This window comes from Gilvimarinus sp. 1_MG-2023 (assembly GCF_030548285.1).
Map to the genome: position 1 here is coordinate 215,236 of NZ_JAUOSC010000001.1, position 26,321 is coordinate 241,556.

The window sequence follows — 26,321 nt, forward strand, 5'->3', positions numbered from 1 at the left end:
GACAGGTAAACTTGTGAATTCCAGACCTATTTATATTCCCTTTGCGGGCCCTGCATTGCTTGAGGCGCCTCTGCTTAATAAAGGCAGTGCGTTTAGCCGCCAAGAGCGCCAAGCATTTAATCTTGAGGGGCTATTGCCTTTTAGTATTGAAACCATTGAAGAGCAAAAAGCGCGGGCCTATGAGCAATTGTGCTCATTCAAAACAGATATTGATAAGCATATTTATTTACGCAATATTCAAGATACCAATGAAACACTGTATTTTCGCTTAGTTACCGAACATTTAAGCGAGATTATGCCGTTAATTTACACTCCTACTGTAGGTGAAGCCTGTCAGCTTTTCTCAAAAATTTATCGTCGTAAGCGGGGTCTTTTTGTCTCCTATCCAGACCGTCACCGGCTGGATGATATTTTACAAAATGCCACCAAACACAATGTGAAAGTCATTGTAGTCACTGATGGAGAGCGAATACTTGGCTTGGGCGATCAAGGGATTGGAGGTATGGGCATCCCTATTGGCAAACTTGCTCTGTATACTGCGTGCGGTGGTATTAGCCCGGCCTATACACTGCCTGTAGTTTTGGATGTGGGCTGCAATAATCGCGAGTTAATCAACGATCCAATGTACATGGGCTGGCGGCATGAACGAATCAGCGATGACGAGTACTACCAGTTCGTCGACCAGTTTATTCAGGCGGTTAAGGTGCGCTGGCCGAATGCATTGCTACAGTTTGAAGATTTCGCACAAAACCATGCAACACCTTTGCTGGAAAAATATCGCGACGATATTTGCTGTTTTAATGATGATGTTCAGGGTACAGCATCGGTAACGGTGGGGACCTTATTGGCGGCTTGTTTAACTAAAAAAGAAACGCTGGCTGAACAAACCTTTGTTTTTGCCGGAGCAGGGTCAGCCGGTTGTGGAATTGCTGACCAAGTTATTGCCGCCATGATTGAGTCGGGGGTTAGTGAAGAGCAGGCACATTCTCAGGTGTATCTGGTTAATCGTGACGGTTTACTAACCACGGGTTCACAAAATCTATTGTCATTTCAAAAGCGGTTCTGTAAGCCTGAGTCTTTAATTAGTGAATGGTTGTTGGATAAGCCGGGTGTGGTTGGCTTGGCGGATGTAGTGCGTAATGCAATGCCCACAGTCTTGGTAGGCGTGTCTGGTCAACCGGGCTTATTCAATAAAGCTCTTGTTGACAGTATGCAAGCTCATTGCGAGCGACCCATAATTTTACCTTTATCCAATCCAACATCTCGGGTTGAAGGTCAGCCGGTGGACATTCTGCGCTGGACGGGTGGTCGCGCTATTGTGGCAACCGGCAGTCCGTTTGCGCCGGTTGATATAGGCGGTCGTTTACACCCGATTGCTCAGTGCAACAACAGTTACATTTTTCCGGGGGTCGGCTTAGGTGTTTTGAGTGCCAAAGCAAACAAAATTACCGACAGTATGATGTTGGCGGCCTCTCGGGCTCTGGCCAAATTATCGCCCTTGGCGAATACAGGCGAGGGTCCGCTTTTGCCAGATTTAGAAGATATTCGCAGTGTGAGTAAAACCATTGCACTCGAGGTGTTTCGTCAGGCGGTAGCCGATGGTGTTGCTATGTCGGTACCAGAAGAGCTGATGGTCACTAAAATTGAGAAGAATTTCTGGCACCCCAGTTACCGTGACTATCGTAGAACTTCATTTTAAACAGAGGTCGATATGGCAGTGACGCAGTCCGGTATTGCCCTGGGGTTAAAGTTAAAAGCAATTCGCGAGGGAAACGGATTCTCTCAGCGCGAACTGGCTAAGCGGGCGGGTGTGACCAATAGCAGTATTTCCATGATTGAGCAGGGGCAGGTAAGCCCCAGTGTACAGTCGCTGGAAAAAGTTTTGTCCGGTATTCCTATGACGTTATCGCACTTCTTTGCTTGTGGTGAGAACCAGACTGAAGATGTATTTTATGGCGAGAACGATATGCAAAAGCATGATAAGCCCTATGGTTACATGCAAGTTCTAGCGGAAAAGTTAGTGGGGCGAAGCGTGACTTTTAAGCGATTGTATTTTCGCCCCGACTCCGGCACTGGAGATGCACCGTTAACAAGTTTTTTTGATCAAGCTGGCTGGATATTTTCCGGCAATATACTACTATCAGCAGGGTCAACTGTGCGTAAATTAACGGCGGGAGAGGGCTTTTATTTGCAGGCCTACACGCCTTTTCGCGCCTGTAATGAGTCGCTAACTGAGCCGGCTGAAATAATTGTCGCTTCTCAGGAGGGCGAGTAACCTACCCGAGGTTCCCTATGTATCAAGGCGAGCGCCTAAACCTTACTTTAGAAGATAATATTGCCACGCTGCGATTCGATGCCGCAGGTTGCAGCGTCAATACCTTTAATCGAGCCACCGTAAACGAGCTGGATTTAGCATTAACCAAACTAGAGCACTCCAACGCTCGAGGGTTAATTATTATCAGTGCTAAGTCTAGTTTTATGGTGGGCGCCGATGTTCATGAGTTTTCCCCCGTCTTTGCCAAAGGGGAGGCGGCTATCAGCAAGCATTTGGCGAAAAACATACAAAACTTTAATCGTCTAGAAGATTTACCTTTCCCCACCGTGGTGTGTTTGAACTCTTACACCCTAGGAGGGGGGCTAGAGTTCGCGCTGGCCTGCGATTTTCGCTTGGCAGATTCAACCCTGCGCATAGGCTTGCCTGAAACAAAGCTGGGCATTATTCCCGGGTGGAGTGGAACGGTACGTTTACCACGTATTGCTGGCGCCGACACGGCCATCGATTGGATTTGCTCGGGTAAAGATCATAGTGCCAAGCAGGCACTAAAAGCGGGAGTCATTGACGCGATTATTGAGTCAGATAATTTTGTTGATGCCGCACACAAGGTGTTAAACGATATTGCCTGCGGCACACAAGATTATAACGCCCGTAGGCTGCGCAAAAAAAATCCGCTGTGTTTAAATGCTGTCGAGGCGGCTATGGCTTTTGAGTCTAGTAAAGGCGTCGTTATGGCTATCGCCGGTCCGCATTATCCAGCGCCAGTGGCTGCTATTAATGCCATGCAGGCCGCTTCAGACAAAGCGCGTGGTAAGGCACAAGAGATTGAGCTTAATGAATTTTTAAAAGTGGCGACGGGTAAGGTTGCACGCTCTTTGGTTAATTTATTTGTCAGCGATCAATTGCTGATGAAAAAAGCAAAAAAGTTGGCAAGCACTGCCGCTGATATTAACCGTACTGCGGTGTTGGGCGCGGGTATTATGGGGGGTGGTATTGCCTACCAGGCGGCCTATAAAAAGAAACCTGTGGTATTGAAAGATATCGATGCAAAAGGCATTGAGATTGGCTTGCAAGAGGCGGCTAAATTGATGCAAAAACGCGTTGATAAGGGCCGAATGAGCAGTGCCGATATGGCTGCGGCTCTCAATCGGATTGATCCCACACTGCATTATCAGGATGTGGGCCAGGCCAGTGTAATTATTGAGGCTGTGGTTGAGAATGCACAAATAAAAAAGAAAGTATTGCAGGAGGTCGAAGCGACTGTTTGCGACGGGGTAGTACTCACCTCCAACACCTCAACCATATCCATTACCGAGCTTGCTCGAGGCTTAAAAAATCCATCGGCCTTCTGTGGCATGCATTTTTTCAATCCAGTACATGCCATGCCTTTAGTTGAGGTAATCCGAGGGGAGCAAACCTCAGATCAAACACTGGCAACGGTGGTGTCCTTAGCCTTGTCGCTCGGTAAGAAACCGGTGGTGGTAAACGATTGTCCGGGCTTTCTGGTGAACCGAGTTTTATTTCCTTATTTTGCCGGTTTTGCGTTACTGGTACGCGATGGGGTGAATTATCAGCGTATTGATCGGGTTATGGAAAAATGGGGCTGGCCAATGGGACCTGCGTACCTGCTTGATGTGGTGGGTTTAGATACCGCCATTCACGCCGAAAAAGTGATGGCCGAAGGCTTCCCTGATCGCTTGTCTCGCAACTACACCTCGGCAGTTGAAGCGTTGTATCAAGCCGGCAAGCTGGGGCAAAAGAATGGTTCAGGTTTCTATGCCTACACTTTGTCCAAAAAAGGCCGGCCAGAAAAAACCGTTAATCAAGCCGCCCTTGATTTGTTGGGTGATGGAGATGTCCGGGATATTAGCGATGAGCAGATAGTTATGCGCATGATGATCCCTATGGTAAACGAGCTGTCCCGTTGTTTGGACGAAAAAATCGTTGCCAGCGCGCAAGAGGCCGATATGGCCATGGTTTATGGAACGGGTTTTCCTGCGCACCGTGGCGGTGTGCTGCACTGGGTGGATGACTTTGGGGTAGATAAACTCACCCAAATTATGGAGTCTTATGCTGATCTCAGCCCACTTTATCAACCCTGTGGCTTTATCAGCAAACTTGCGGCAAAACAGGATACTTTTTATCCGCCGGTAGTACCTTTGGAGGAGTCGTAACGTGAATATTCACCCTCGAGATGCAGTTATTGTCGATTATGGCCGCAGCGCAATGGGGCGTTCCAAAAACGGATGTTTTCGCTACGCTCGGGCGGATGACATCTCCGCTGAGCTCATAACCTCTGTATTACAACGCAACACAGCGCTAGATCCGGCCTCGATTGACGATTTTATTTGGGGCTGCGTTCTGCAACGCGAGGAGCAAGCGTTTAACATTGCGCGCAATAGTTGGTTGTTGGCAGGTTTGCCGACTAATGTGCCGGCGCAAACAGTCAATCGATTGTGTGGCTCGTCTATGGCGGCGCTGCACAGTGCCGCGGCCAATATTCAGGCCGGTTTAGGGGATGCTTACTTAGTTGGCGGGGTAGAGCATTTAGGGCATTTACCTATGTACGATGCGATAGACCCCAACCCGAAATTAGGCCTGTACGCGGCCAAAGCGGCGGGAAATATGGGGGTTACCGCGGAATATCTGGCGCGCCTACACGGCATCGCTCGCGAGCAAATGGATGAATTCTCTCTGCGCTCACACCAACTGGCAGCAAATGCGCGGGATCAGGGGAAGTTTGGACGGGAGATTGTTCCGGTGGCCGGGCACGATGATAGCGGTGTGCCGATCATGGTGGCGGCGGACGAAACCATTCGAGAAGACACCACACTTGAGGGGTTGGCAGGGTTAAGGCCTGTGTTCGACCCCAAAAACGGTGCGGTTACGGCGGGTTCATCCTCGCAATTATCCGATGGGGCCTCAGCGATGCTGGTGCTCTCGGCTGAGCGGGCGCAAGCCTTGGGGCTTGTCCCCATTGCTCGGGTAGTGTCTATGGCAGTAGCGGGTGTTGACCCATCAATTATGGGGTACGGACCTGTGCCCTCTACGCAAAAAGCCTTAAGTAAGGCGAACCTGGATATCGACGATATTGAGTGTGTGGAGCTCAATGAGGCCTTTGCCGCGCAAGCTCTACCAGTGCTAAAAGATTTGAAGTTGCTCGACACCATGGATGAAAGAGTCAATTTGCACGGTGGGGCGATCGCTTTAGGGCATCCCTTTGGTTGCTCGGGAACACGCATTACCGGTTCGCTATTAACGGTTATGGAGCAAAAGGGGGCAACCCTTGGTCTGGCAACCATGTGTATTGGCTTGGGGCAGGGCATTAGCACCATTATTGAGCGCTATTAACTCTTGTTGATAGGGCCTAATAATCTCTTTATACCCGCCGAGGCTAAAAAACAGCACAGGCTTTACCTATTCGGCGCTGCTGTAAAACGCCGATTTTTTGTTTGGTTGACGCTGCCTTCGTCTTTTTTGTGAGCAATTCCACCAAATAGTTTACCCGGATCATGCTTGCAGGCTCTGTTCTGTCTCAAAATTGATCAATTAACGGTATTCTTGCTGCTATTTTCAATAATTCTTAAAGGAGTTGTTGAACCCTTTGGTGGAGTGTGGCAAAATCTGCACCCTTCTCGCATCCGTCATCTTGATTGATTGGAAAATCGTTTAAAAATCAAGGGTTTGAGGTGGGTGCGTGAGCCTGAAAAGGCACGCGGTCGTGGTGGAATTGGTAGACACGCCAGATTTAGGTTCTGGTGCCGCAAGGTGTGAGAGTTCAAGTCTCTCCGACCGCACCATTATAAGCGAAGGCGTTGTTAATGATAATGACGCTTCAAACGATGCACTAAGCATTGATGTATTTCACGAGGACACTATGCAGGTTTCAATCGAATCGACTTCTGGCTTAGAGCGTCGCCTGACCATCGGCGTACCCGCTGATACTGTGGAAGGCGAAATTGAAAAGCGCTTAAAAGAAGCTGCTAAAAACATCCGCTTGAACGGCTTCCGTAAAGGCAAAGTGCCGATGAAAGTGGTTAAGCAGCGCTACGGTGCCGGTGTTCGTCAGGAAGTTGTGGGTGAAGTAATCAGCCGTTCTTTCTACGAAGCGGCTCGTAAAGAAGACGTTAAACCTGCCGGTCAACCAAGCATCCAGCCTAAAGAAATGGGTGAAGGTAAGGATCTTGAATTTGTCGCGACCTTTGAAGTCTACCCTGAAGTAGCACTTAAGGATGTTGACGGTTTTAAAGTGACCCGTTACAGCGCCGATATTACCGACCAAGATGTCGATAATATGATTGAAGTTTTACGCACTCAGGCCGCCACCTGGGAAGAAGTAGACCGTGCTGCGAAAGAGGGAGATCAGGTAAATATTGATTTTACCGGTACTAAAGATGGCGAAGAATTTGACGGTGGTAAAGCCTCCGGTCATAACTTAACACTCGGTTCGAACTCTATGATCCCGGGTTTTGAGGATGGTATTGTTGGCATGAAAGCCGGTGAGGAGAAAACCATCAAGGTTACCTTCCCGGACGATTACCAAGCTGAAGAGCTAAAAGGTGCCGATGCTGAATTTTTGATTAAAGTTAATACTGTTTCAGAGCAGCAGTTACCTGAGCTGAAAAAGCCTTTTTTCCAGCAGTACGGTTTAGAGAAGGGCGGTATTAAAGCTTTCCAGAAAGAAGTGAAAGCCAATATGGAGCGCGAGTTGAAAAATGCGCTTAAATCTAAGGTTAAGTCTCAGGTAATGGATCAGTTGATCGAGTCGCATGAGGTTGAACTGCCCAAAGCGCTTGTTGCCAATGAGGTCAACGTTCTGCGCAATCAAATGATGCAGCGTTTTGGTCAGCAGCCCAAGGGTTTTGATGCCAAGTCACTCCTGCCGGACACCATGTTCGAAGAAGACGCCAAGCGTCGCGTCTCTTTAGGTTTGATTGTGGGTGAGGTGGTTAAAGACGCCAAATTACAGGCCGATCCAAAGTCTGTGAAGAAAATGGTAGAAGAGATCGCCACTACTTACGAAGATCCGCAAGAAGTTATTGACTATTACTACGGTCAGCGTGAGCTTTTAGCCGGTGTAGAGTCAGCTGTTTTGGAAGATCAAGTTGTGGAGCATATTCTCGCCAAGGCCGAAGTGAGCGAAGAAACCTCGACCTATGATGAAATTATGCAGCCTCAAAAGGCTGAAAAATAACGCTTTTTGAATAAAAATGCCGCGAAACGCTCGTTTCGCGGCCACTTCTCTTACCTTTTTGTTGTCACCTCTGGCCAATCCTTTCATCTCAGGTTAAGCTCCTTCTTAATAAGTAGTCCGAAATCGATCGGATTGTATTTTGAATGTTTTAGAAAAGGGTGTGTAACCAAATGTCCTATCAGTTAGAAGATCGCAATTCGCTGGAAGTATCCGCAAGTGGCCTGGTGCCAATGGTGGTAGAGCAAACCGCTCGTGGAGAGCGTTCGTACGATATTTACTCCCGGCTGTTGAAGGAGCGCGTGATTTTTCTCACCGGACAGGTTGAAGACCATATGGCCAATCTGGTGGTGGCGCAATTACTGTTTTTGGAAGCCGAGAATCCAGATAAAGACATTCACTTGTATATCAACTCTCCCGGCGGGTCAGTAACAGCAGGGATGTCCATTTACGACACTATGCAGTTTATTAAGCCCGATGTGAGCACCATGTGTATGGGGCAAGCTTGTTCTATGGGGGCTTTCCTGCTGGCATCAGGGGCAGCGGGTAAGCGCCACTGCTTGCCTAACTCGCGAGTCATGATTCATCAGCCTAGTGGCGGTGCCCAGGGGCAGGCTTCCGATATCAACATTCACGCTCAAGAAATTCTGAAAATTCGCCGTCGTCTGAACGATCTGCTGGCTTCTCATACCGGTCAGACACTGGAGCAAGTCGAACTGGATACTGAGCGTGATAAGTTTATGTCGGCGGAAGAGTCCAAAGAGTATGGAATTGTCGATTCTGTGGTACAGATACGCTCAGAATCCTAAGATATCATCAGTTGTGCCTTATGCAGAGCGCCATAGGGCTTGAAAAATTGAGTTAAAGGGGTCATCTTTAACTCTGAGAGAAGAATTGGGAGTGGGTAATGACCGATCACACCGGAGACAACGGCGACAAAAACGGCAAGCTCTTATATTGCTCGTTTTGTGGTAAAAGCCAGCACGAGGTGCGCAAACTAATTGCGGGCCCCTCGGTGTTTATTTGCGATGAATGTGTCGATCTTTGCAATGACATCATCCGTGAAGAAATACAGGAAAGCACGACTGAGGGACAGTCCGACAAGCTGCCAGTGCCAGCCGAAATTTCGGCGATTCTGGATGAATACGTTATTGGTCAAAAAAGAGCCAAAAAGGTATTGGCGGTCGCTGTCTACAACCACTACAAGCGGTTGCGGGTAGGTAGCAAGACTAAAGATAAGGACGCCGTTGAGCTGGGTAAAAGTAATATTCTGTTGGTCGGCCCCACAGGCAGTGGTAAAACATTGCTGGCGGAGACTTTAGCCCGCCTTCTCAATGTGCCTTTTACCATTGCTGACGCCACCACATTAACCGAAGCCGGTTATGTGGGGGAAGATGTAGAAAACATCATTCAGAAACTCCTGCAAAAGTGCGACTACGATGTCGAAAAGGCGCAGCAAGGTATTGTTTATATTGATGAAATCGACAAGATTTCCCGTAAGTCTGACAACCCCTCTATCACTCGCGATGTGTCGGGTGAGGGCGTACAGCAAGCGCTGCTTAAGCTGATTGAAGGTACGGTGGCATCCGTGCCGCCTCAAGGTGGACGCAAACACCCGCAGCAAGAGTTTTTGCAGGTCGACACCAAGAACATTTTATTCGTTTGTGGTGGCGCTTTCGCTGGCCTAGATAAAGTGATTCGTGAGCGTTCCGAAAAAGGCGGCATTGGGTTCTCTGCCCAGGTGAAGAGTAAGGCTGAAGATAAAAGCTTTGGCGACACCCTACACGAGCTTGAGCCTGAAGATTTAGTGCGTTATGGGTTAATTCCTGAGTTCGTGGGCCGTTTGCCAGTCATCGCGACCTTAGATGAGCTCGATCGTGAGGCGTTGGTTGAGATTCTGGCCGAGCCTAAAAATGCCATAACCAAGCAATATCAGCGTCTGTTTGAAATGGAAGGGGTTGAGCTGGATTTCCGTCGCGATGCTCTTGAGGCGGTGGCCCAAAAAGCCATGGATCGCAAGACTGGAGCGAGGGGGTTACGCTCGATTATGGAATCTATGTTGTTAGATACCATGTATCAGATTCCCTCCGAGGAAGATGTCAAAAAAGTGGTGGTGGACGAAACCGTCGTCAAAGGTGAGTCTGATCCTATTCTGGTTTATGAAACACCAGAGCCCGCTCCAGCCAAGGTGGCGAAAGAGGATTGATCGAATAATCTTCAGCTGTAACAAAAAAGGGTGCTTCTGGCACCCTTTTTGCGTTTTTTACTATGACTATCTTGTAATTGGCGAAGACAGTCCCCACCCTTATAGTAACCGGTGGCTTTTTGCCACCACGGCCTGAGAGGGGTCAAACATGCATCAAGATGAGCAAGATTCAATGAATACCGATTTACCGCTTCTGCCGTTGCGCGACGTTGTCGTGTACCCACATATGGTTATTCCTCTGTTTGTTGGGCGACAAAAATCCATAGAGGCACTGGAAAGTGCTATGCGTGCCGATAAGCAAATCGTGTTGGTCGCTCAGAAAAACCCAGCAGACGATGACCCTAAGGCCGATGACTTATACGATGTTGGCACCCTTGCCAGTATTCTGCAATTGTTAAAGCTGCCCGATGGAACCGTTAAGGTTCTGGTTGAAGGTGGAGAGCGTGTTTTTATTGAGAGTTCAGAAGAAGTTGAGGGGCATCTGCGAGTTGCGGTTCGGGTTTTTGAAGAAGAGTCGATTGATGCAGAAGAAGCTGAGGCTTTGGTTAAAGCTGCGCGCGATCAATTTGAGCACTATGTCAGCTTGTCACGTAAAGTGGCCTCAGAGGTTATGAGTTCTCTCAGTGGTATTGATGAGCCTGGCCGACTGGCTGATACCATCGCTGCGCATATGACGCTGGAGCTGGATCAAAAGCAAGCGGTGCTGGAGTTAACCGGAGTTCGTGAAAGAATTGAAACCTTGCTGGGACTTATGGATGGCCAGATGGATCTACTGCAGGTTGAGAAAAAAATTCGCGGCCGGGTCAAAAAGCAAATGGAAAAAAGCCAGCGCGAGTACTATCTGAATGAGCAAATGAAAGCGATTCAGAAAGAACTAGGCGATATGGGAGAGGAGGTCAACGAGGTTGATGAACTCGAACAAAAAATTGCCGATAGCGGTATGCCCGACGAAGCCCTAGAGAAAACCCGTGCTGAACTGGCCAAATTGAAAATGATGTCGCCTATGTCGGCGGAGGCCTCAGTGTTAAGGGCCTATATCGACTGGATGATTAAGGTGCCTTGGAAAAGTCGCAGCAAAGTTCGCCACGATTTGGAGCGCGCCGAAAAGGTTCTGGAGAAGGATCACTACGGTCTGGAGGAAGTGAAAGAGCGTATTTTGGAATACCTCGCTGTACAAAAGCGCGTGAAAAAAATTAAAGGTCCGATTTTGTGTCTGGTCGGGCCTCCAGGGGTTGGTAAAACCTCTTTGGGCGAATCCATAGCGCGAGCCACTAACCGCAAATTTATCCGTATGGCTCTCGGTGGGGTGCGCGATGAGGCCGAAATTCGTGGCCACCGCCGCACTTATATTGGCTCTTTGCCGGGTAAATTGGTGCAAAAAATGGCTAAGGTCGGAGTCAGGAACCCACTGTTTCTACTCGACGAAGTCGATAAAATGGGTATGGATAATCGTGGTGATCCAGCAAGTGCGCTGTTGGAGGTGCTCGACCCAGAGCAAAATAACCACTTCAACGATCACTACCTTGAGGTTGATTACGATCTGTCCGATGTCATGTTTGTCTGTACGTCGAACTCCATGAACATTCCAGGCCCACTGCTGGATCGTATGGAAGTGATTCGGATTCCGGGCTATACCGAGGCGGAAAAGGTCAATATTGCACGCAAGTACCTTATTCCCAAGCAAATTAAGGCCAATGGACTAAAGCCCTCCGAGCTCAGTGTGGCCGATGAGGCCATTCAGGATATTATCCGTTATTACAGCAAAGAGGCGGGTGTGCGAGGGTTGGACCGCGAGATCGCCAAGTTAGCCCGCAAAATTGTAACCAAGCATACACGTAATAAAACCACGGCTGCGGATCATATCGGCCCTGAAAATCTAGAAGAGTTGCTTGGTGTACGCAAGTTCGATTTTGGTCGCGCCGAGGCCGACGATCAGGTGGGGCAGGTGACAGGCTTGGCTTGGACTCAGGTTGGTGGAGAGCTGTTAACCATCGAGGCTACGGCGGTGCAAGGTAAGGGGCGGATCGTTAAAACGGGCTCTTTAGGCGATGTTATGCAAGAATCCATACAAGCCGCTCTCACCGTTGTTCGCTCACGGGCTCAGGTGTTGGGGGTAGCGCCCGATTACCATGAGAAGGTCGATCTGCATATTCATGTGCCAGAGGGGGCGACCCCCAAAGATGGCCCCAGTGCCGGTGTTGCTATGTGCACGACATTGGTATCGGTGTTGACCGGTATTCCAGTTAAAGCTGAGGTGGCAATGACGGGTGAAATCACCTTGCGCGGGGAAGTGTTGAAAATTGGCGGTCTAAAAGAGAAGCTGTTAGCTGCTCATCGCGGCGGCATTAAAACGGTCTTAATTCCGCACGATAACGAGCGTGATCTCAAGGAAATCCCGGATAACATTAAAGCCGATCTGGACATACGTCCGGTCAGGTGGATTGATGATGTGTTGCAGGTAGCCTTACAGCATACTCCTAAGCCTCTGTCCGATGAAGAGTTTAAGGCTATGGAAAAGGCCGCTAAATCTGATTCGGCTGGGTCCAGGATTAATACCCACTAGTCATCATGGCTATTTTTGCGTTGGGTGGGCAGGCTTGCAGCATCGCTTGTTTAGCCCACCCAGCTCGATGTTGACGTAAAGGTGTTCTTTGCTGGGGCGCTACTGGACGATGGGCCCAGCATAAAAAGGTTGACATTCGGTTTATTTGGCTATTTATTTCCGGCGAAAATGTTACCCAATGTGTTACTTTATTGCGGTCAATTGTTGCGGTCTTGGCTTGAGTTGTATAAAACCTATCCAAAATACAAACCAATTCAGTATTTACCTACGCCAGCCTTGACCCGCATCCACCCACTTGGTATAAATCGCAGTTCAATAGTGAGTGGTGGTGCTGGACCTCACCGTGTTACTCGTTGATAGCACCGAGTCAATAAAAAACACTGCACAAATATAAAACGTGTTCTGGAAAATCTATTTTTAAGGGGTTAAACGTGAACAAAACTGAGCTGATCGAAGCCATTGCCGCATCTGCGGATATTTCTAAAGCTGCTGCTGGCCGTGCACTGGATGCCGTTGTCGACGGCGTTACCGATTCTTTGAAAAAGGGAGACCAAGTGGTTTTGGTCGGTTTTGGTACTTTTTCTGTTAAAGAGCGTGCCGCCCGCACTGGTCGCAATCCACAAACAGGCGCTGAAATTCAAATTGCAGCGGCTAATGTACCAAGCTTCAAAGCTGGCAAGGCATTGAAAGACGCCGTAAACTAAGTCAGTCAAGCTTAGCAGTGAGTCATCGCTGGCTTACCCCATGCGATGAATATAAGGCGCATCCCAGATGCGCCTTTTTTATGATAATCAATTAGCAAAGCGATCCAATTTCTGGTTGCAGGAGCCAAACATGTTGCAATCCATGCGGGACAATTCCAAAGGACTTGTTGCCGGTATTTTAGTGGGCCTGTTGGTCATAGTTTTTGCGCTCTCCGGTGCTGAGGCGCTGTTTTCAAGTCGCAATCAAACGCAAGTGGCGGCGACCATCAATGGGGATGAAGTCTCTGAGACCGATGTTGCTAGAGCCATTGAGCGGCAGCGTGCGCAGATGAGAAATCGTTTTGGTGATGCAGTGCCAGAAGACTTTCTCAGCGATGAAAACTTACGTGGCGAAGCAATGGATCGTCTGATCGAGCGCACGTTGTTGGCTCAGTTTGTCCGTGATAGTGATATGACCATCGCTCCTCAACAAATTGACAATAGATTGATTTCTGATCCAACGTTTCAAGATGCATCTGGTCAATTTGACCCAGAAGCGTATCGAATGCTGCTCGCTCGCTCTGCTTATACCCCCACCAGTTATCGCGCAGAATTAACCCGTGACCTATCCATTAGTCAGTTAGTTACGGGGCTTACACAATCTAATTTTGCCACCGAAGGGGAAGTGACTTATGTGGCGGAGCTAAACAATCAACTGCGCAGTTTTGATTTCTTAACTCTGAGCGCTGAATCATTACTCGAAGAGATTGAGCTCGAAGAGCAAGCGATAAGCTCATATTATGAAAGCAATAGTCAAGATTACGCTGTGCCTGAAAAAGTGGCGGTAGAATATATTGAATTGAGTATTGCCAACTTAATGCAAAATATCGAAATTTCTGAGGAGTTGATTCGCAGTCAATACGAAGAAAACGTCGATAATTTCACGCCTACTATTGAGCGTCATGTTGCTCATATTTTAATCGAAGAGCCGACGGATGAGAAGATTCAGCAAGTTCAATCGGCGATTGATAGCGGCCGAGACTTCAGCGAAATAGCCACTGAGTTTTCTGATGATTTAGGCTCTAAAGATTTGGGTGGGGATCTCGGGATCACCAATGCCGATGCATTCCCTGATACTTTTGAAGACGCATTGGCTGAACTTTCTGAAGGCGAGGTGTCGGGGCCGGTAGAAACCGACAGCGGCACGCACTTTATAAAATTGATTTCCATCGATGGAGATAAAGCCGCCCCCTTTGCTGAGCAAAAAGATCAAATTGCCCAAGAGTTGCAGCGTGTTCGAGCCGAGGAGCAGTTTGTCGAACTATCAATTCGTTTGGAAGATCTATCGTACAATGCCCAAAGCTTGGAAGATGTAGGTCAAGAGCTAGAGCTGGATGTTGTTACTACAGAGCCTTTTAGTCGCGATGGCGGGGCGGGCATTGCCAGCTCTGGAGCTGTAGTGCGTGCTGCCTTCGATGAAGAAGTGCTTGAGTATGGAAATGCTAGTGAGTTGCTTGAGTTGGCTCCAGACAGAGTTGTGGTGATCAAAAAAGTCGATCACCAACCTAGTTTTGTGCAGCCGTTGGCAGAGGTTCGAGAGGAAATCGTCGCCCAGCTTAAACAAGAGCAAGCCATGGCTTTATTGTCTGAGCGTGGCAGCTCTATCGTTGAACAGCTGCGTTCAGGCTCTGATATAGAGTCTTTGGCCGAGCAAGAGGGGTTAGAGTTCCAGCAGGCAAGTTTGATACAGCGCAGTGATTTGGATCAGCCTCGTCGAGTGGTTGAATTTGCTTTCTCATTGCCACTGCCTGAGGATGATGCGACTAAAGTGTCAGCCGGTAAAGGCTTGGCGGGCGAATATATTATTGTTCAACTTACTGATGTTGACACCCCAGAGGGTGAGTTAGACGCAGAGCAAAAAAGTGCATTAGGGCAAGCGTTAAGCAGTATGTATGGTGCGGTTGATTTTGAGTCGATGAGCGGTTATTTACGTGAGTCGGCTGAAATCGAGTAAGCCATTGTAAGCGTGCGATGAACAGCGCCGGAAGGCGCTGTTTTTTTATGGGGTTTGGGGCAGTGAGTAGCTCTGGTTACGCCCATGTTCTTTACAGTAATACAGCGCTTTGTCAGCACTTTCTAGCCATTGCTGATAACTATCGATAGTCTCGTTTAGCTCGCAGACCCCTAGGCTGACAGTTATCTTGATTTCTTGCTCACCAAAAACTACCATTTGATTCTCTATTTGTTTGCGTAGCCTTTCAGTCAACTCCACTGCACCGGCAGTATTCGTGTTGGTCAATACAACCCCAAACTCTTCCCCTCCGTATCGTCCCGCAAGGTCTGTGTCTCGTAATTGGCTACGAAGAGTTGCACTTACCATGCGGATTACATCATCGCCCGCTATATGACCATAGGTATCATTGACCGATTTAAAGTGATCAATATCAAACATGATTAATGACGCAGGGATTTGATAACGATCAAAGCGTTTAAACTCTTTCTCTAGGCACTGCTCCCAATAACCCCGATTATAAAGTTGGGTCAAATGATCAATTCGGCTAAGGCCCTCTAGCCGGTTATTGGCTTCAATTTGAGCCAGCTTATTCATGGCCGAATCGGTCACATCATAGACAATCAAGCAAATGTGAGACACCTGGCCATTCGTGTTCATGAGAGGAATAATTGTAGTGTTTTGATACATAAAGCGCGCGGTGCCGGTAATGGGCCGGTAATGGGGGAAGTGGAACAGATAAGGGCGCTGCTCCCAGGTTGTAAAAGTGGCGCTTTTCAATATAAAGGCAGGTTCGGCTTTGCGTCGAAACCAATCTTCGGAAAGCTCAGGGAAGACGCTAAACAGAGTTTGGTTGAGTACAATTTCGGGAGCTTTACCACTGTGGTTTTGCATAAATTGATTCCACAGTGATATTTCATAGTTTTGATCTAACACTACTAAACCAACGTCAATATTCTGCAGTATGTCCATCAACCAATGGACATCTTTCAAGAAATGGCTTAATTCAGTGTCTTGCGACATAAGTGGGCGCTTAGAGTCAGTCCAAAAGGTAGTTTAATTTTTCCAATAAACCATCAATACAATTTTCACTGATAACCAGTAATAGATCGCAGTTTACCCGGTGGTCTTCAATAGTGTAGTTGATTTCAACGACAAGTGCGTTCTTCCAGGTAACCTCGCGTTTGTTGAGCAGATCTGGTATGTCGTAATGTTCGCCCAGTAGTGTCGGAGAGCCCAAGCTAAAGTGAGTGTCCAGTTGTTGGGCCAAACTGTGCAGACAGGCACCACCGAGTACATTGGTGGTATCCATTAGGATTTCGCTGCGATTCTCCGCGTTGTTGTCGTATTTAAGTAGCTGAGCCAGGTCCCGGTAATCGGTTCCGTTAAAAATCAACAGGGCCTCGCCGGCAATGCCGTCCCCGATAAAGCCCTGGCAAACCCCGGTTAATTGCTGCTCATGGCCGTCTAAAGCCTGCAGTGAGTTGAGCGTCATGGCGACATCGTTAGGGGTTAGAACGCTTACGTTTGGTATAGAAAGCACGACAAAGACATCGAGCAGGCGCGCGAGGCGGTCGGCGGATTGTCCCATTGCCACATTGGCTATTTCTTGTAGGCAATCTCGCTGGTCTTCATTGAGAAGGGAGGCCGTCATTACGTTTAATCTGTGCTCTTAGTTAGTGCTGGATGGTTAATTATTGTTCAGTCTGAACTCAATTATATGTCTTTATAGTAGCACCGACTGCCACTATTGTCTGGGATCGTCATAAAAATTACCCAGGAAAGGGGTATAGGGCTTGTTTCTGAATAAAATAGTCTGATAATTGGTTGTCAGATAGGTATCGCGTGCACACATTGATGAATCTTTCCGTACAATCAAGGTCTTATTTTGGAGAGAGTGAGAGAGTTGACTATGCAGATATTTAAGGCTTGGGGTTTGGGGATGCTACTAATCCCATTGATCGGTATCACAGGCTCCATGAGTCACGCAGAATCCAAGGCTGTTACTTCTTCAAGTGAGTCTAAGTCTGTGAGCATTATTCGTTCTCACGCATTTGCTAAGCGCGGTGAGCCCAAATACGGTGAAGGATTTAAGAGCTTTGACTATGTAAACCCTGAAGCGCCAAAGGGGGGGCAGTTGGTATTATCCACAACGGGTACCTACGATAGCTTCAATCGTTATGCATCGCGCGGTGACAGCGAAATCAATAGCGAGGCATTTTATGACTCATTGATGGTCGCAAGCGAGGACGAAATCGGTGTTTATTATTCACTGATAGCTCAGAGCCTTGAATACCCAGATGACTACAGTTGGGTTATCTTTCATATCAATCATAAGGCCAAGCATCAAGACGGCGAACCGATAACATCGGAAGATGTCACATTCACCTTCCAAAAATTTATGGATGAGGGGGTCGCTTTCGTACGGCAAAAATACGCTGAGGTGGAAGAGGTTGTTGCTATTGACGAGCATACAGTTAAATTCAGTTTTAGCGGCCCGAACAAAGACTTGATTAGCAGCGTAGCTTCCCTCCCCATTTTACCCAAACAGTATTGGGCAGAGCGTGATTTTTCTGAGCCTCTAAAAGAGCCGCCACTCGGCAGTGGGGCTTATCGAGTGGTTGATTTTAAAATGGGTCAATCTGCTACTTATGAGCGAATTGCCGATTATTGGGCACAAGATATACCTTCTCGCCGCGGTTTAATGAACTTTGATCGCATTCGTTATGACTACTATCGAGATGGAACGGTAGCCCTGGAGGCATTTAAAGCGGGGGAATTTGATTTCCGTCAGGAAAACGTAGCTAAACAGTGGGCCGAAGGGTATAAAGTGCCCGCGGTAAAAGACGGACGTATAATCAAAGAAGAGCTCTCGCATTCTATACCGCAATCTATGCAGGCGTTTGTATTTAATACCCAGTTTGAACTGTTCCAAGATCGCCGTGTTCGCCAAGCGTTAAATCTTATGCTGGATTTTGAATGGCTCAATAAAACTCTTTTTTACTCATCATACAGTCGTAACGAAAGCTACTTTGAAAATACTCCCTACAAGGCCACTGGCAAACCTACAGACGCTGAGTTGGCGATATTAGAACCCTTTCGTGATCAGTTGCCTGAAGAAGTATTTGGCCCAGTATGGCGCCCTAATAAATCAGATGGGTCTGGCCGTATTCGTGGCGCAATGCGTGAGGCACTGTCGCTACTAAAACAGGCGGGCTGGGAGCTCAAAAATGGGATTTTACGCAATACTGAGAATGGCACCCCATTCGAGTTTGAAATTTTAATGTATTCACCCAGTACGGAGCGAATCACACTGCCATTCACTCGTAATCTGGAGCGTATTGGTATTAAGGCAGAGTTGCGTATGGTGGACTCTACTCAGTTTCTTAACCGAATGCGCTCCCGCGATTTCGAGATGTTGCCTCAAGGTTATGGAGCGATGCCATACCCGATGACAGACATGAAGATTATTTGGCATTCAGAATATATCGAGTCCACCTATAACCAAGCAGGTGTGCAAGATCCTGTTATTGATGCATTGGTTGAGCAAATAGAAGCCAATCAGGAAAACGATGAAATGCTGCTTGCTTTGGGGCGTGCCTTCGATCGTGTGGCGCTTTGGAATTTTTATGTGGTTCCTCAGTGGCACTCGGACTCTTTTCGGATTGCCTACTGGAATAAATTCTCCCGTCCCGATAAGCGGCCGAAATATTCAATCGGTACTGATAGCTGGTGGTATGACAACACTAAAGCCAAAAGTCTGAAGAAATAAGCGGAGAAGTCGATTGGCGTCCTATCTTCTACGCAGGCTGTTGTTGGTAGTGCCAACGTTGCTTGCGATTATTACCCTCAACTTTTTTATTGTTCAGGCCACCCCTGGTGGCCCGGTTGATCAGGCCGTTGCAAAAATGTTGGGCATAGGTGAGGGCGCCATGGAGCGTATGACCGGTGCCGAGTCTGACCAAGCTGCCGGGGGTATTGCTGAATCGGACAATCAAAGTCGTGGCGGGCGTGGTCTCGACCCCGAAATTATCGCTGAAATTGAAAAACAATTTGGCTTTGACCGCCCCTTACACGAACGCTATTTCAGTATGTTGTGGGATTACTTGCAATTTGATTTTGGTGATAGCTTATTTCGGGCCGATAGTGTTATGGATCTCGTGGTTGATCGATTGCCCGTGTCAATTTCGTTAGGGCTATGGAGTACGCTGATCATCTACTTTGTTTCAATACCACTGGGAATCCGCAAGGCGGTTCGCCATCATAGTCCGTTCGACGTGTGGACGAGTTGGGTGATTGTCATTGGCAATGCTATTCCTGGGTTTTTGTTTGCTATTTTATTGATCATCGTTTTTGCTGGCGGCTCGTATTTTGATTGGTTCCCGCTTCGAGGCTTAGTGTCTGACAATTTCGATGAGCTTAGTTGGCACCAAAAAATCATCGATTATTTCTGGCATTTAACATTGCCTATACTGGCCATGGTGATTGGTGGTTTTGCAACGTTAACTATGTTGACCAAAAACTCTTTTCTCGATGAAATTAACAAGCAGTATGTAATGACTGCTCGAGCTAAGGGGGGCAGTGAGAGGCGTGTTCTCTATAAACATGTTTTTCGCAATGCAATGTTGATTATCATTGCCGGTTTTCCGGCGACGTTTATCAGTATGTTTTTCACCGGAGCACTTCTGATTGAGGTAATTTTTTCTCTCGAGGGGCTCGGCCTTTTGGGGTTTGAGTCTACCTTACAGCGTGATTACCCGGTGATGTTCGGCACACTGTATATTTTTGGGCTGTTAGGGCTCCTTATCGGTATTGTCAGTGATCTTGCCTATACTTGGGTAGACCCGAGGATCGATTTTGAAGGCCGTTAAGTTAAGTCCACTTAATCAAGAGCGCTGGCGACGGTTTTGTCATAATCGCCGCGGCTATTTTAGTATGTGGCTCTTTCTCCTGCTCTTTGTTGTCACCCTGGGAGCTGAGCTTATCGCCAACGACAAGCCAATTGTAGTCAAACATGACGGGGATTGGTTTTTCCCCGTGGTGAAGAATTACACTGAGTTGGATTTTGGTGGTGATTTTGATATGGCAGCCGATTACCGCGATCCCTATATCGCTGATATGATTAATGAGGCGGGCTGGATGCTTTGGCCGCCTATTCGGTTTGATTATCGTACAATAAATTATGATCTTCCCACTCCGGCACCAAGCCCCCCGAGTTCGAAAAATTGGCTCGGAACCGATGATCAGGGGCGAGATGTGCTGGCGCGTTTGATATACGGTTTTCGTATCTCAGTTTTATTTGGATTGATGTTAACCATTGCCACTTCCATTATCGGTATTGCGGCGGGGGCTGTTCAGGGGTTTTACGGCGGTAAAGTTGACCTTATTGGTCAGCGAATAATGGAGGTCTGGTCGAGCGTGCCAACGCTATTTGTACTGATTATTATCGCCAGCCTGGTGCCACCTAATTTTTGGATTCTGCTGGCCATTTTGTTACTGTTTGGTTGGATGGCATTGGTTGGGGTGGTGCGTGCGGAATTTTTGCGTGCCCGTAATCTAGATTATGTCTTGGCGGCAAGAGCCATGGGGGTTGGTGATGGAAAAATTATATTTCGCCATTTGTTACCCAATGCCATGGTCGCTACGATTACTTTTGTGCCTTTTTTATTGGTCAGTGGTATTACCAGCCTTACCGCTCTCGATTTTCTCGGTTTTGGCCTGCCACCGGGCTCAGCCTCACTGGGCGAAATGGTTGGGCAGGGGAAAAACAATCTTCATGCCCCGTGGATAGGGATTTCTGTCTTTATTGTTCTGGCTTTGCTTTTGACGCTGTTGGTCTTTGTCGGTGAAGCGGTGCGAGATGCGGTTGACCCCAACAGAACACGGTAGGTGATAATGACTAAAGCGCTTTTATCTATTGAAGATTTAACCATTGGTTTTCGCCACGCAGACGATGTTCGGACCGTTGTGCACGGGTTGAATCTTGATCTGTATCCCGGTGAAACATTAGCCCTGGTAGGGGAGAGTGGCTCTGGCAAGTCGGTCAGCGCTCAATCTATCTTGCGGTTATTACCCGAGCACTCTGCTGTTTATCAACAGGGGCGCATCGTGTTTTCAGGCGTTGACCTGCTGTCTATTCGCGAACGTAAAATACAACAGGTGCGGGGTAATCGAGTCTCCATGATTTTCCAAGAGCCGATGACTTCACTCAATCCACTGCACTCAATTGAAAAACAACTGTATGAATCATTAACTTTACACGGTTGGCTTGGCACAAAACGTTCAGCTCTAGAAAAAATTGTTCAGTGGTTGGAGCGCGTGGGTATCCGCAATCCCGAGCAACGTTTGTCATCATTGCCCCACGAGCTTAGTGGTGGTGAGCGTCAGCGGGTTATGATCGCCATGGCCTTAATCAATGAGCCGGAATTGTTGATTGCGGATGAGCCAACCACCGCGTTAGATGTAACAGTGCAGGCGCAGATACTGAAATTGCTAAAACAACTGCAAAAAGATCTGGGAATGGCGGTATTATTTATCACCCACGACCTTAAAGTGGTTAAGAGTTTAGCCGATCGCGTTGCTATTATGCAAAAAGGGCAGTTGTTAGAGGTGGGTAAAACAGCTGAGGTTTTTGCTAAGCCCAAACACAGCTACACCAAAGTTCTGTTGGACGCGGAACCCGGTGCCGAGCCGCAAGCTATCGCCGATGACGCTTCCCTTATATTAAAGGTGGATCAACTTAACACCTGGTTTCCGATTAAAAAAGGTTTGTTTAAAAAAGTCGTTGATCACGTTAAAGCTACCAACAATGTTAATTTTGAACTGCGTAGTGGAGAAACGCTGGGAGTAGTGGGTGAAAGTGGTTCCGGTAAAACAACGTTGGGGCGCTCTATCCTGCGTTTAATCGACTCTCGTGGTGTAGTCGAATACGGTCAATCAAAAATCGATTTGTTGAGTGTCGACCGTAAAACGATGCGCGATCTCAGGCAGGATATTCAGATTATCTTTCAGGACCCTTTTGCCAGTCTGAGCCCCAGAATGTCAATTGCAGATATTATTGCCGAGGGCTTGTCGGTTTTTCAGTCGCTGTCAAAAGAAGAATTAGACGGTCGTGTTGTGACGGTGTTGGAGAGGGTGCGCCTCGATCCGGCCATTCGTTATCGCTACCCCAATGAATTGTCCGGCGGGCAGCGCCAGCGTGTTGCCATTGCCCGGGCGTTGATTTTAAAGCCGAAGTTATTGGTGCTTGATGAGCCTACATCAGCGCTGGACCGCTCGGTGCAAAAAGATGTTATTACACTGTTAAAAGAGCTTCAGCTCGAATATGGTTTGTCTTATATCTTTATCAGCCACGATCTTGAGGTGGTGCGAGCCATGAGCCATAAAGTGCTAGTGATGAACCGGGGCGAGATCGTTGAGGCCGGAGTTGCCAGCGAGGTGTTAACCCGGCCCACGCATGCATACACACAAACCTTGTTGGCATCGGTTAACGACCCTTTGTAACATCCACAAAGACGGTCAGTGATTGTCCGGGGTGGATGTAGCGCCCGGTGGTAACCGAGTTCCAGCGTGAAATATCGGCAACCGAGACATTAAATTTATTGGCAATACGAGCTAATGAGTCGCCTTTGCGAACCTTATAAGAAAGCTTGCGGGTGACTTGACGGTCAGTTTCTTCGCTTTTCGTTGTTTGACTCCATATTACTAATCTTTGGCCCGGCTTTAATGTATCTCGCGGGGCCATGCCATTCCAGCGGACAAGCGAGCTGACACTCACCTGATGTTGGTTTGCGATACGCCAAAAGCTATCACCCTTGCGTACCGTGTAGTGAATTTTTTCACTGCCACTTTTTCCTTTGGAGCGCTCCTGAGTTTGCTCTCTTCTTTGAGGGGCGCTAAACGCATAGTGCTCGTTGCCTGCAATCGCCTTGGGGATCATTAAGGTATCGCCGGCGCGGATACGGCTGCTGCGTAAATTATTGGCAGTTTTCAGAGCCTCGGCACTGGTGTTGTGTTGACGGGCAATTTTAATCAGTGAATCTCCAGACTTGATCGTATAGCGTTGCCAGCTGATACGTTGCTCAGTTGGTATGGCGGCCAGCCCGCTACTAAAACTGCCTTGCTTTGCGGCGGGTATATTGAGTCGGTGTGGGCCTTCGGGGTCAGTGGCCCAACGATTAAAACCGGAGTTAAGTAAATAAAGCTCATCCATGCTGATTTCGGCTAATTCGGCGGCTTGTGCCAAGTCTAGCTGAGAGTCAATATTGACGGAAACAAAATAGGGCGCATTAGGTATCTCTGGTAGGGCGATATTAAAGTCCGCTGGATTGTTAATGATTTTGGACAGCGCCAGTAATTGCGGTACATAGGCCCGAGTTTCTCGCGGTAGGCTTAATGACCAAAAGTCGGTAGCTTTACCGGCTTTTTGATTGCTTTTAATAGAGCGCATTAGGCGACCCTGCCCTGTATTATAAGCCGCTAGGGCATGCAACCAATCGCCATCAAACAGTTTGTGGAGGCGTTTTAGGTAGACAATGGCGGCATCGGTGGAGTCGACAACGTCGCGCCGGCCGTCGTACCACCAATTTTGCTTTAGGCCATAATCAGAGCCAGTCCCAGCCATAAATTGCCACATGCCCGAGGCTGTGGCGTGAGAGTATGCAAAAGGGTCAAATGCACTTTCCACAACCGGCATTAACGCGATCTCTAGCGGTAACCCCTGTTCTTCTAATCGCTCTACAATATGAAATAGATAACGCTGGCCGCGCTCAAAAACTCGGTCTATATACTCAGGGTGAGACTTGTACCAGCGGACATATTGCTCCATCTTAGGGTGTGAGTGCTCTTGCAGGGCAAATCCCGCTCGTATACGTTGCCACAGGTCTTCGGTCGCTGGTGGAACGTCGACTGTTGCTTGAGGCTGCGGTTTGGGCTCAATGGTAGACCGTGATTCAGGGTCTTGACGCTGGTGGGGCTCGCTGGACGCACTCTGAGCGTTATCGGCAGGGGGGGGAAGGGTAGAGCACCCTGCCAAAAGTAACAATACGAGGCTGGCAGAGAGGAGTAACACTTTATTCATGGAAGCGACAACTTTGCGGATAGTGACAAACTGTGGTGGATTCTATGGGTTTGCTTGCAGGGGGTCAATGCAGGCTAGTGTGCAGCAGATTGCAGAAATCACAGGTCTATGGTCACAATCTATCGAGTAGATAACGTAATCTTACCTTTCAATTCACTTTTCGACATTATGGTTGACAAATGGTGGCTAAACGGCGAAGCCCGAACGGGGTTGGTTTAGAAGAGCAAGCGCAAGAGGTCAGTAGGTGGTTTGCGCAACCTCGTGGCCAAGCATTGTTGCAGCGAGAGCGCGGCGATATCGATGAGGCTCTTGGCTGCCTGTTTGGCTACCATCTATGTCAAATTAGTGCCTGCCAAGAGCTCACGCTGACTGATAATAGCCGTATCACTCATACCTTTGCCCTCCAAGGTGGGGCGGGGCGATCTTCCAGTACTACTAATGCTGGCGCCTATAGTGAGTACCACCGTTTGCCATTAGCGCCGGAATCGGTTGATGTCATCTTGTTGCACCATGTATTGGATTTTAGTCAGTCTCCACATCAGGTGTTGGCTGAGGCAAGCCGTGCACTTATTCCCAGAGGGCATATTATTATTGTGGGTTTTAACCCGTGGAGTTTGGGGGGGGCATGGCGTCTATTTAAACGTACTACCAGTCGTAAGTTGTTATGGCGTCAGCAAGCTTTACGTGTCGGCCGCCTGTACGATTGGTTTGCATTGCTTGATCTAGAGGTCATTAATATTAAAAGAGGGCATTTTTGGCCATTTGCTCAAGACCCATCGGCCAGTACAATGGTCAATAAGCTCGAAAAGCTGTTGCGCCTCGGTAAGGCGCCTTGGGGAGATTATTATTTGATCACTGTGCGCAAAGACGTCAGCGGTGTTATCCCTTTAAAGCCCGAGTGGCTGGCCCCCAGACTCGTTGATTTAGCGGGAGTTTCCGGTAAATTAGGTGGCAGGCAAGTCAGTAGAGATCACAACGATTCATCTATAAGGAAAAACAAAACACTTTGAAAACCATAGAAATATTTACCGATGGCGCTTGTCGTGGCAATCCAGGCCCTGGAGGCTGGGGCGCACTGCTGCGCTACAATGATCAAGAGAAAGAACTGTGCGGTGGTGAGTCCATGACAACCAATAACCGTATGGAATTAATGGCTGCTATTGAAGGCTTAAAAGCGTTGAAAGAACCTTGTGTTGTAACGCTCACAACTGATTCACAATATGTCAGGCAGGGAATCACTAGTTGGTTGACTGGCTGGAAACGCAATGGCTGGAAGACGTCGGCCAAAAAGCCGGTAAAAAACGATGATTTATGGCGCCAGCTGGATGAACAAAACGCTAGGCACAAAGTGAGCTGGCAGTGGGTGAAGGGGCACAGTGGCCACAGTGAAAACGAACGTGCCGATCAGTTAGCCAATTTAGGCATAGACTCTTTGAATAAGTGAAAAAGTAGATGCAAGATAATTCAGTCGGTCACCGACAAATAGTGCTTGATACCGAAACCACCGGTCTTGACCCAAAGCAGGGGCATAAGATTATTGAGATTGGCTGTGTGGAGATGATTAATCGCAAATTAACCGGCAAGCACTATCATCAATATATTAACCCTCAACGTGAAGTAGATGCTGGGGCAATTGAAGTTCACGGCATTACTAACGAGATGCTGGAAGATAAGCCCATTTATGCGCAAATTAGCGGCGAGTTCATGGCCTTTATTGCCGGTGCTGAGCTGGTGATCCACAATGCGCCATTCGATGTGGGGTTTATCGATCACGAATTGCGCCTGCTAGATCCCAGCCACCAAACCATTGCACTTAACAATAATATTGTTGATTCGTTGCTGTTGGCGCGGGGTAAACACCCGGGCCAGAGAAACAGTCTGGATGCCTTGTGCAAGCGCTACGGGGTGGATAACTCTCAGCGCGAACTGCACGGCGCTCTGCTTGATGCTGAAATTTTGGCCGATGTTTACTTGCTGATGACCGGTGGCCAAACGGCACTTTCCTTGGGTAGCAGTGGCAATAGTGGAGAGTCGGAATCCAATCAAGCGGGCGAAATTCACAGGCTTGATGCGTCTCGACCCGCTCTGCCTGTTATTGCCGCAACAGAGCAAGAGTTGGCTCGTCATCAGGATAAGTTGGCGCAAATCGATAAAGCCTGCGGTGGCAGCAGTCTGTGGTCGCAATGAGAGCCAGTTCCTGTCCACAAGCTTGCCAACAAGGCGCTTAAAGCGGTTTAATGTAGATTCTAAGATTGACCATTAACTTATTGCCGTTAAAGCCAAAACTTAATTTTAAAAGGCTTGTGGGCACTT

At 48.1% G+C, this 26,321-nt stretch carries 20 protein-coding genes and 1 tRNA gene; 18 read left to right on the forward strand and 3 right to left on the reverse strand.

Annotated features, from left to right (window positions below; genetic code table 11):
• Positions 1–13: 13 nt before the first annotated feature.
• The 11 genes from Q4563_RS00945 to Q4563_RS00995 all read left to right on the forward strand — a co-directional run bounded on the left by Q4563_RS00945 (position 14) and on the right by Q4563_RS00995 (position 14,932).
• Positions 14–1,699: an NAD-dependent malic enzyme gene (locus tag Q4563_RS00945; protein WP_303603302.1), complete on the forward strand. Its 1,686-nt coding sequence runs from the start codon at positions 14–16 to the stop codon at positions 1,697–1,699.
• Positions 1,700–1,711: 12 nt separating this feature from the next.
• Positions 1,712–2,275: a helix-turn-helix domain-containing protein gene (locus tag Q4563_RS23540; protein WP_215977385.1), complete on the forward strand. Its 564-nt coding sequence runs from the start codon at positions 1,712–1,714 to the stop codon at positions 2,273–2,275.
• A gap of 17 nt (positions 2,276–2,292) precedes the next feature.
• Complete coding sequence (fadB, locus tag Q4563_RS00955; protein WP_303603303.1) at positions 2,293–4,449, forward strand: fatty acid oxidation complex subunit alpha FadB; 2,157 nt, start codon at positions 2,293–2,295, stop codon at positions 4,447–4,449.
• A gap of 1 nt (position 4,450) precedes the next feature.
• Positions 4,451–5,626, forward strand: a complete 1,176-nt coding sequence (gene fadA, locus Q4563_RS00960) for an acetyl-CoA C-acyltransferase FadA (protein WP_303603304.1) — start codon at positions 4,451–4,453, stop codon at positions 5,624–5,626.
• A gap of 364 nt (positions 5,627–5,990) precedes the next feature.
• A tRNA-Leu gene (locus Q4563_RS00965) sits at positions 5,991–6,075 on the forward strand.
• Positions 6,076–6,152: 77 nt separating this feature from the next.
• On the forward strand, positions 6,153–7,469 hold the full coding sequence (gene tig, locus Q4563_RS00970; protein WP_303603305.1) for a trigger factor: 1,317 nt from the start codon (positions 6,153–6,155) through the stop codon (positions 7,467–7,469).
• A gap of 170 nt (positions 7,470–7,639) precedes the next feature.
• Positions 7,640–8,275, forward strand: coding sequence for an ATP-dependent Clp endopeptidase proteolytic subunit ClpP (gene clpP, locus Q4563_RS00975; protein ID WP_215977389.1), 636 nt, complete (start codon positions 7,640–7,642; stop codon positions 8,273–8,275).
• A 98-nt stretch (positions 8,276–8,373) separates the two neighbouring features.
• Entirely contained in the window at positions 8,374–9,672 is a 1,299-nt protein-coding gene (gene clpX, locus Q4563_RS00980) for an ATP-dependent Clp protease ATP-binding subunit ClpX (RefSeq protein WP_215977390.1), read from the forward strand.
• A 148-nt stretch (positions 9,673–9,820) separates the two neighbouring features.
• A complete protein-coding gene (lon, locus tag Q4563_RS00985) occupies positions 9,821–12,235 on the forward strand; it encodes an endopeptidase La (protein ID WP_303603306.1) in 2,415 nt (804 codons plus the stop codon).
• Positions 12,236–12,666: 431 nt separating this feature from the next.
• A complete protein-coding gene (gene hupB / locus Q4563_RS00990) occupies positions 12,667–12,939 on the forward strand; it encodes a nucleoid-associated protein HU-beta (RefSeq protein ID WP_215977392.1) in 273 nt (90 codons plus the stop codon).
• Between the two features lie 130 nt (positions 12,940–13,069).
• On the forward strand, positions 13,070–14,932 hold the full coding sequence (locus Q4563_RS00995; protein ID WP_303603307.1) for a SurA N-terminal domain-containing protein: 1,863 nt from the start codon (positions 13,070–13,072) through the stop codon (positions 14,930–14,932).
• A gap of 45 nt (positions 14,933–14,977) precedes the next feature.
• Here Q4563_RS00995 and Q4563_RS01000 read toward each other — a convergent pair whose 3' ends face one another.
• Both Q4563_RS01000 and Q4563_RS01005 read right to left on the reverse strand, forming a co-directional pair.
• The gene (locus Q4563_RS01000; protein ID WP_303603308.1) at positions 14,978–15,952 is read right to left on the reverse strand and encodes a sensor domain-containing diguanylate cyclase; all 975 of its coding nucleotides are present in this window, start codon (positions 15,950–15,952) and stop codon (positions 14,978–14,980) included.
• Between the two features lie 16 nt (positions 15,953–15,968).
• The gene (locus Q4563_RS01005) at positions 15,969–16,583 is read right to left on the reverse strand and encodes a histidine kinase (RefSeq protein ID WP_215977395.1); all 615 of its coding nucleotides are present in this window, start codon (positions 16,581–16,583) and stop codon (positions 15,969–15,971) included.
• 258 nt (positions 16,584–16,841) lie between these two features.
• Between Q4563_RS01005 and Q4563_RS01010 the strand changes: the two genes are divergently transcribed.
• The 4 genes from Q4563_RS01010 to Q4563_RS01025 are packed head-to-tail and all read left to right on the forward strand — an operon-like array spanning position 16,842 to position 22,432.
• Positions 16,842–18,701, forward strand: a complete 1,860-nt coding sequence (locus Q4563_RS01010; protein ID WP_303603309.1) for an extracellular solute-binding protein — start codon at positions 16,842–16,844, stop codon at positions 18,699–18,701.
• A 13-nt stretch (positions 18,702–18,714) separates the two neighbouring features.
• A complete protein-coding gene (locus Q4563_RS01015) occupies positions 18,715–19,800 on the forward strand; it encodes a microcin C ABC transporter permease YejB (RefSeq protein ID WP_215977396.1) in 1,086 nt (361 codons plus the stop codon).
• Positions 19,787–20,818: an ABC transporter permease gene (locus Q4563_RS01020; RefSeq protein WP_303603310.1), complete on the forward strand. Its 1,032-nt coding sequence runs from the start codon at positions 19,787–19,789 to the stop codon at positions 20,816–20,818. Before Q4563_RS01015 ends, Q4563_RS01020 begins: the two co-directional genes overlap by 14 nt.
• A 6-nt stretch (positions 20,819–20,824) precedes the next feature.
• Positions 20,825–22,432 carry an ABC transporter ATP-binding protein gene (locus Q4563_RS01025; RefSeq protein ID WP_303603311.1) on the forward strand — a complete coding sequence of 536 codons (1,608 nt, stop codon included), beginning with the start codon at positions 20,825–20,827 and terminating at the stop codon, positions 22,430–22,432.
• Here the strand turns inward: Q4563_RS01025 and Q4563_RS01030 are convergent.
• The gene (locus tag Q4563_RS01030) at positions 22,416–24,008 is read right to left on the reverse strand and encodes a lytic transglycosylase (protein ID WP_303603312.1); all 1,593 of its coding nucleotides are present in this window, start codon (positions 24,006–24,008) and stop codon (positions 22,416–22,418) included. The two genes, Q4563_RS01025 and Q4563_RS01030, sit on opposite strands and share 17 nt — an antisense overlap.
• A 179-nt stretch (positions 24,009–24,187) precedes the next feature.
• Between Q4563_RS01030 and Q4563_RS01035 the strand changes: the two genes are divergently transcribed.
• The 3 genes from Q4563_RS01035 to dnaQ are packed head-to-tail and all read left to right on the forward strand — an operon-like array spanning position 24,188 to position 26,195.
• On the forward strand, positions 24,188–25,018 hold the full coding sequence (locus Q4563_RS01035; protein ID WP_303603313.1) for a methyltransferase domain-containing protein: 831 nt from the start codon (positions 24,188–24,190) through the stop codon (positions 25,016–25,018).
• Positions 25,015–25,452: a ribonuclease HI gene (rnhA, locus tag Q4563_RS01040; RefSeq protein WP_303603314.1), complete on the forward strand. Its 438-nt coding sequence runs from the start codon at positions 25,015–25,017 to the stop codon at positions 25,450–25,452. The genes Q4563_RS01035 and rnhA overlap by 4 nt, the downstream gene beginning before the upstream one ends.
• Positions 25,453–25,460: 8 nt before the next feature.
• Entirely contained in the window at positions 25,461–26,195 is a 735-nt protein-coding gene (gene dnaQ / locus Q4563_RS01045) for a DNA polymerase III subunit epsilon (protein WP_215977402.1), read from the forward strand.
• Positions 26,196–26,321 lie beyond the last annotated feature (126 nt).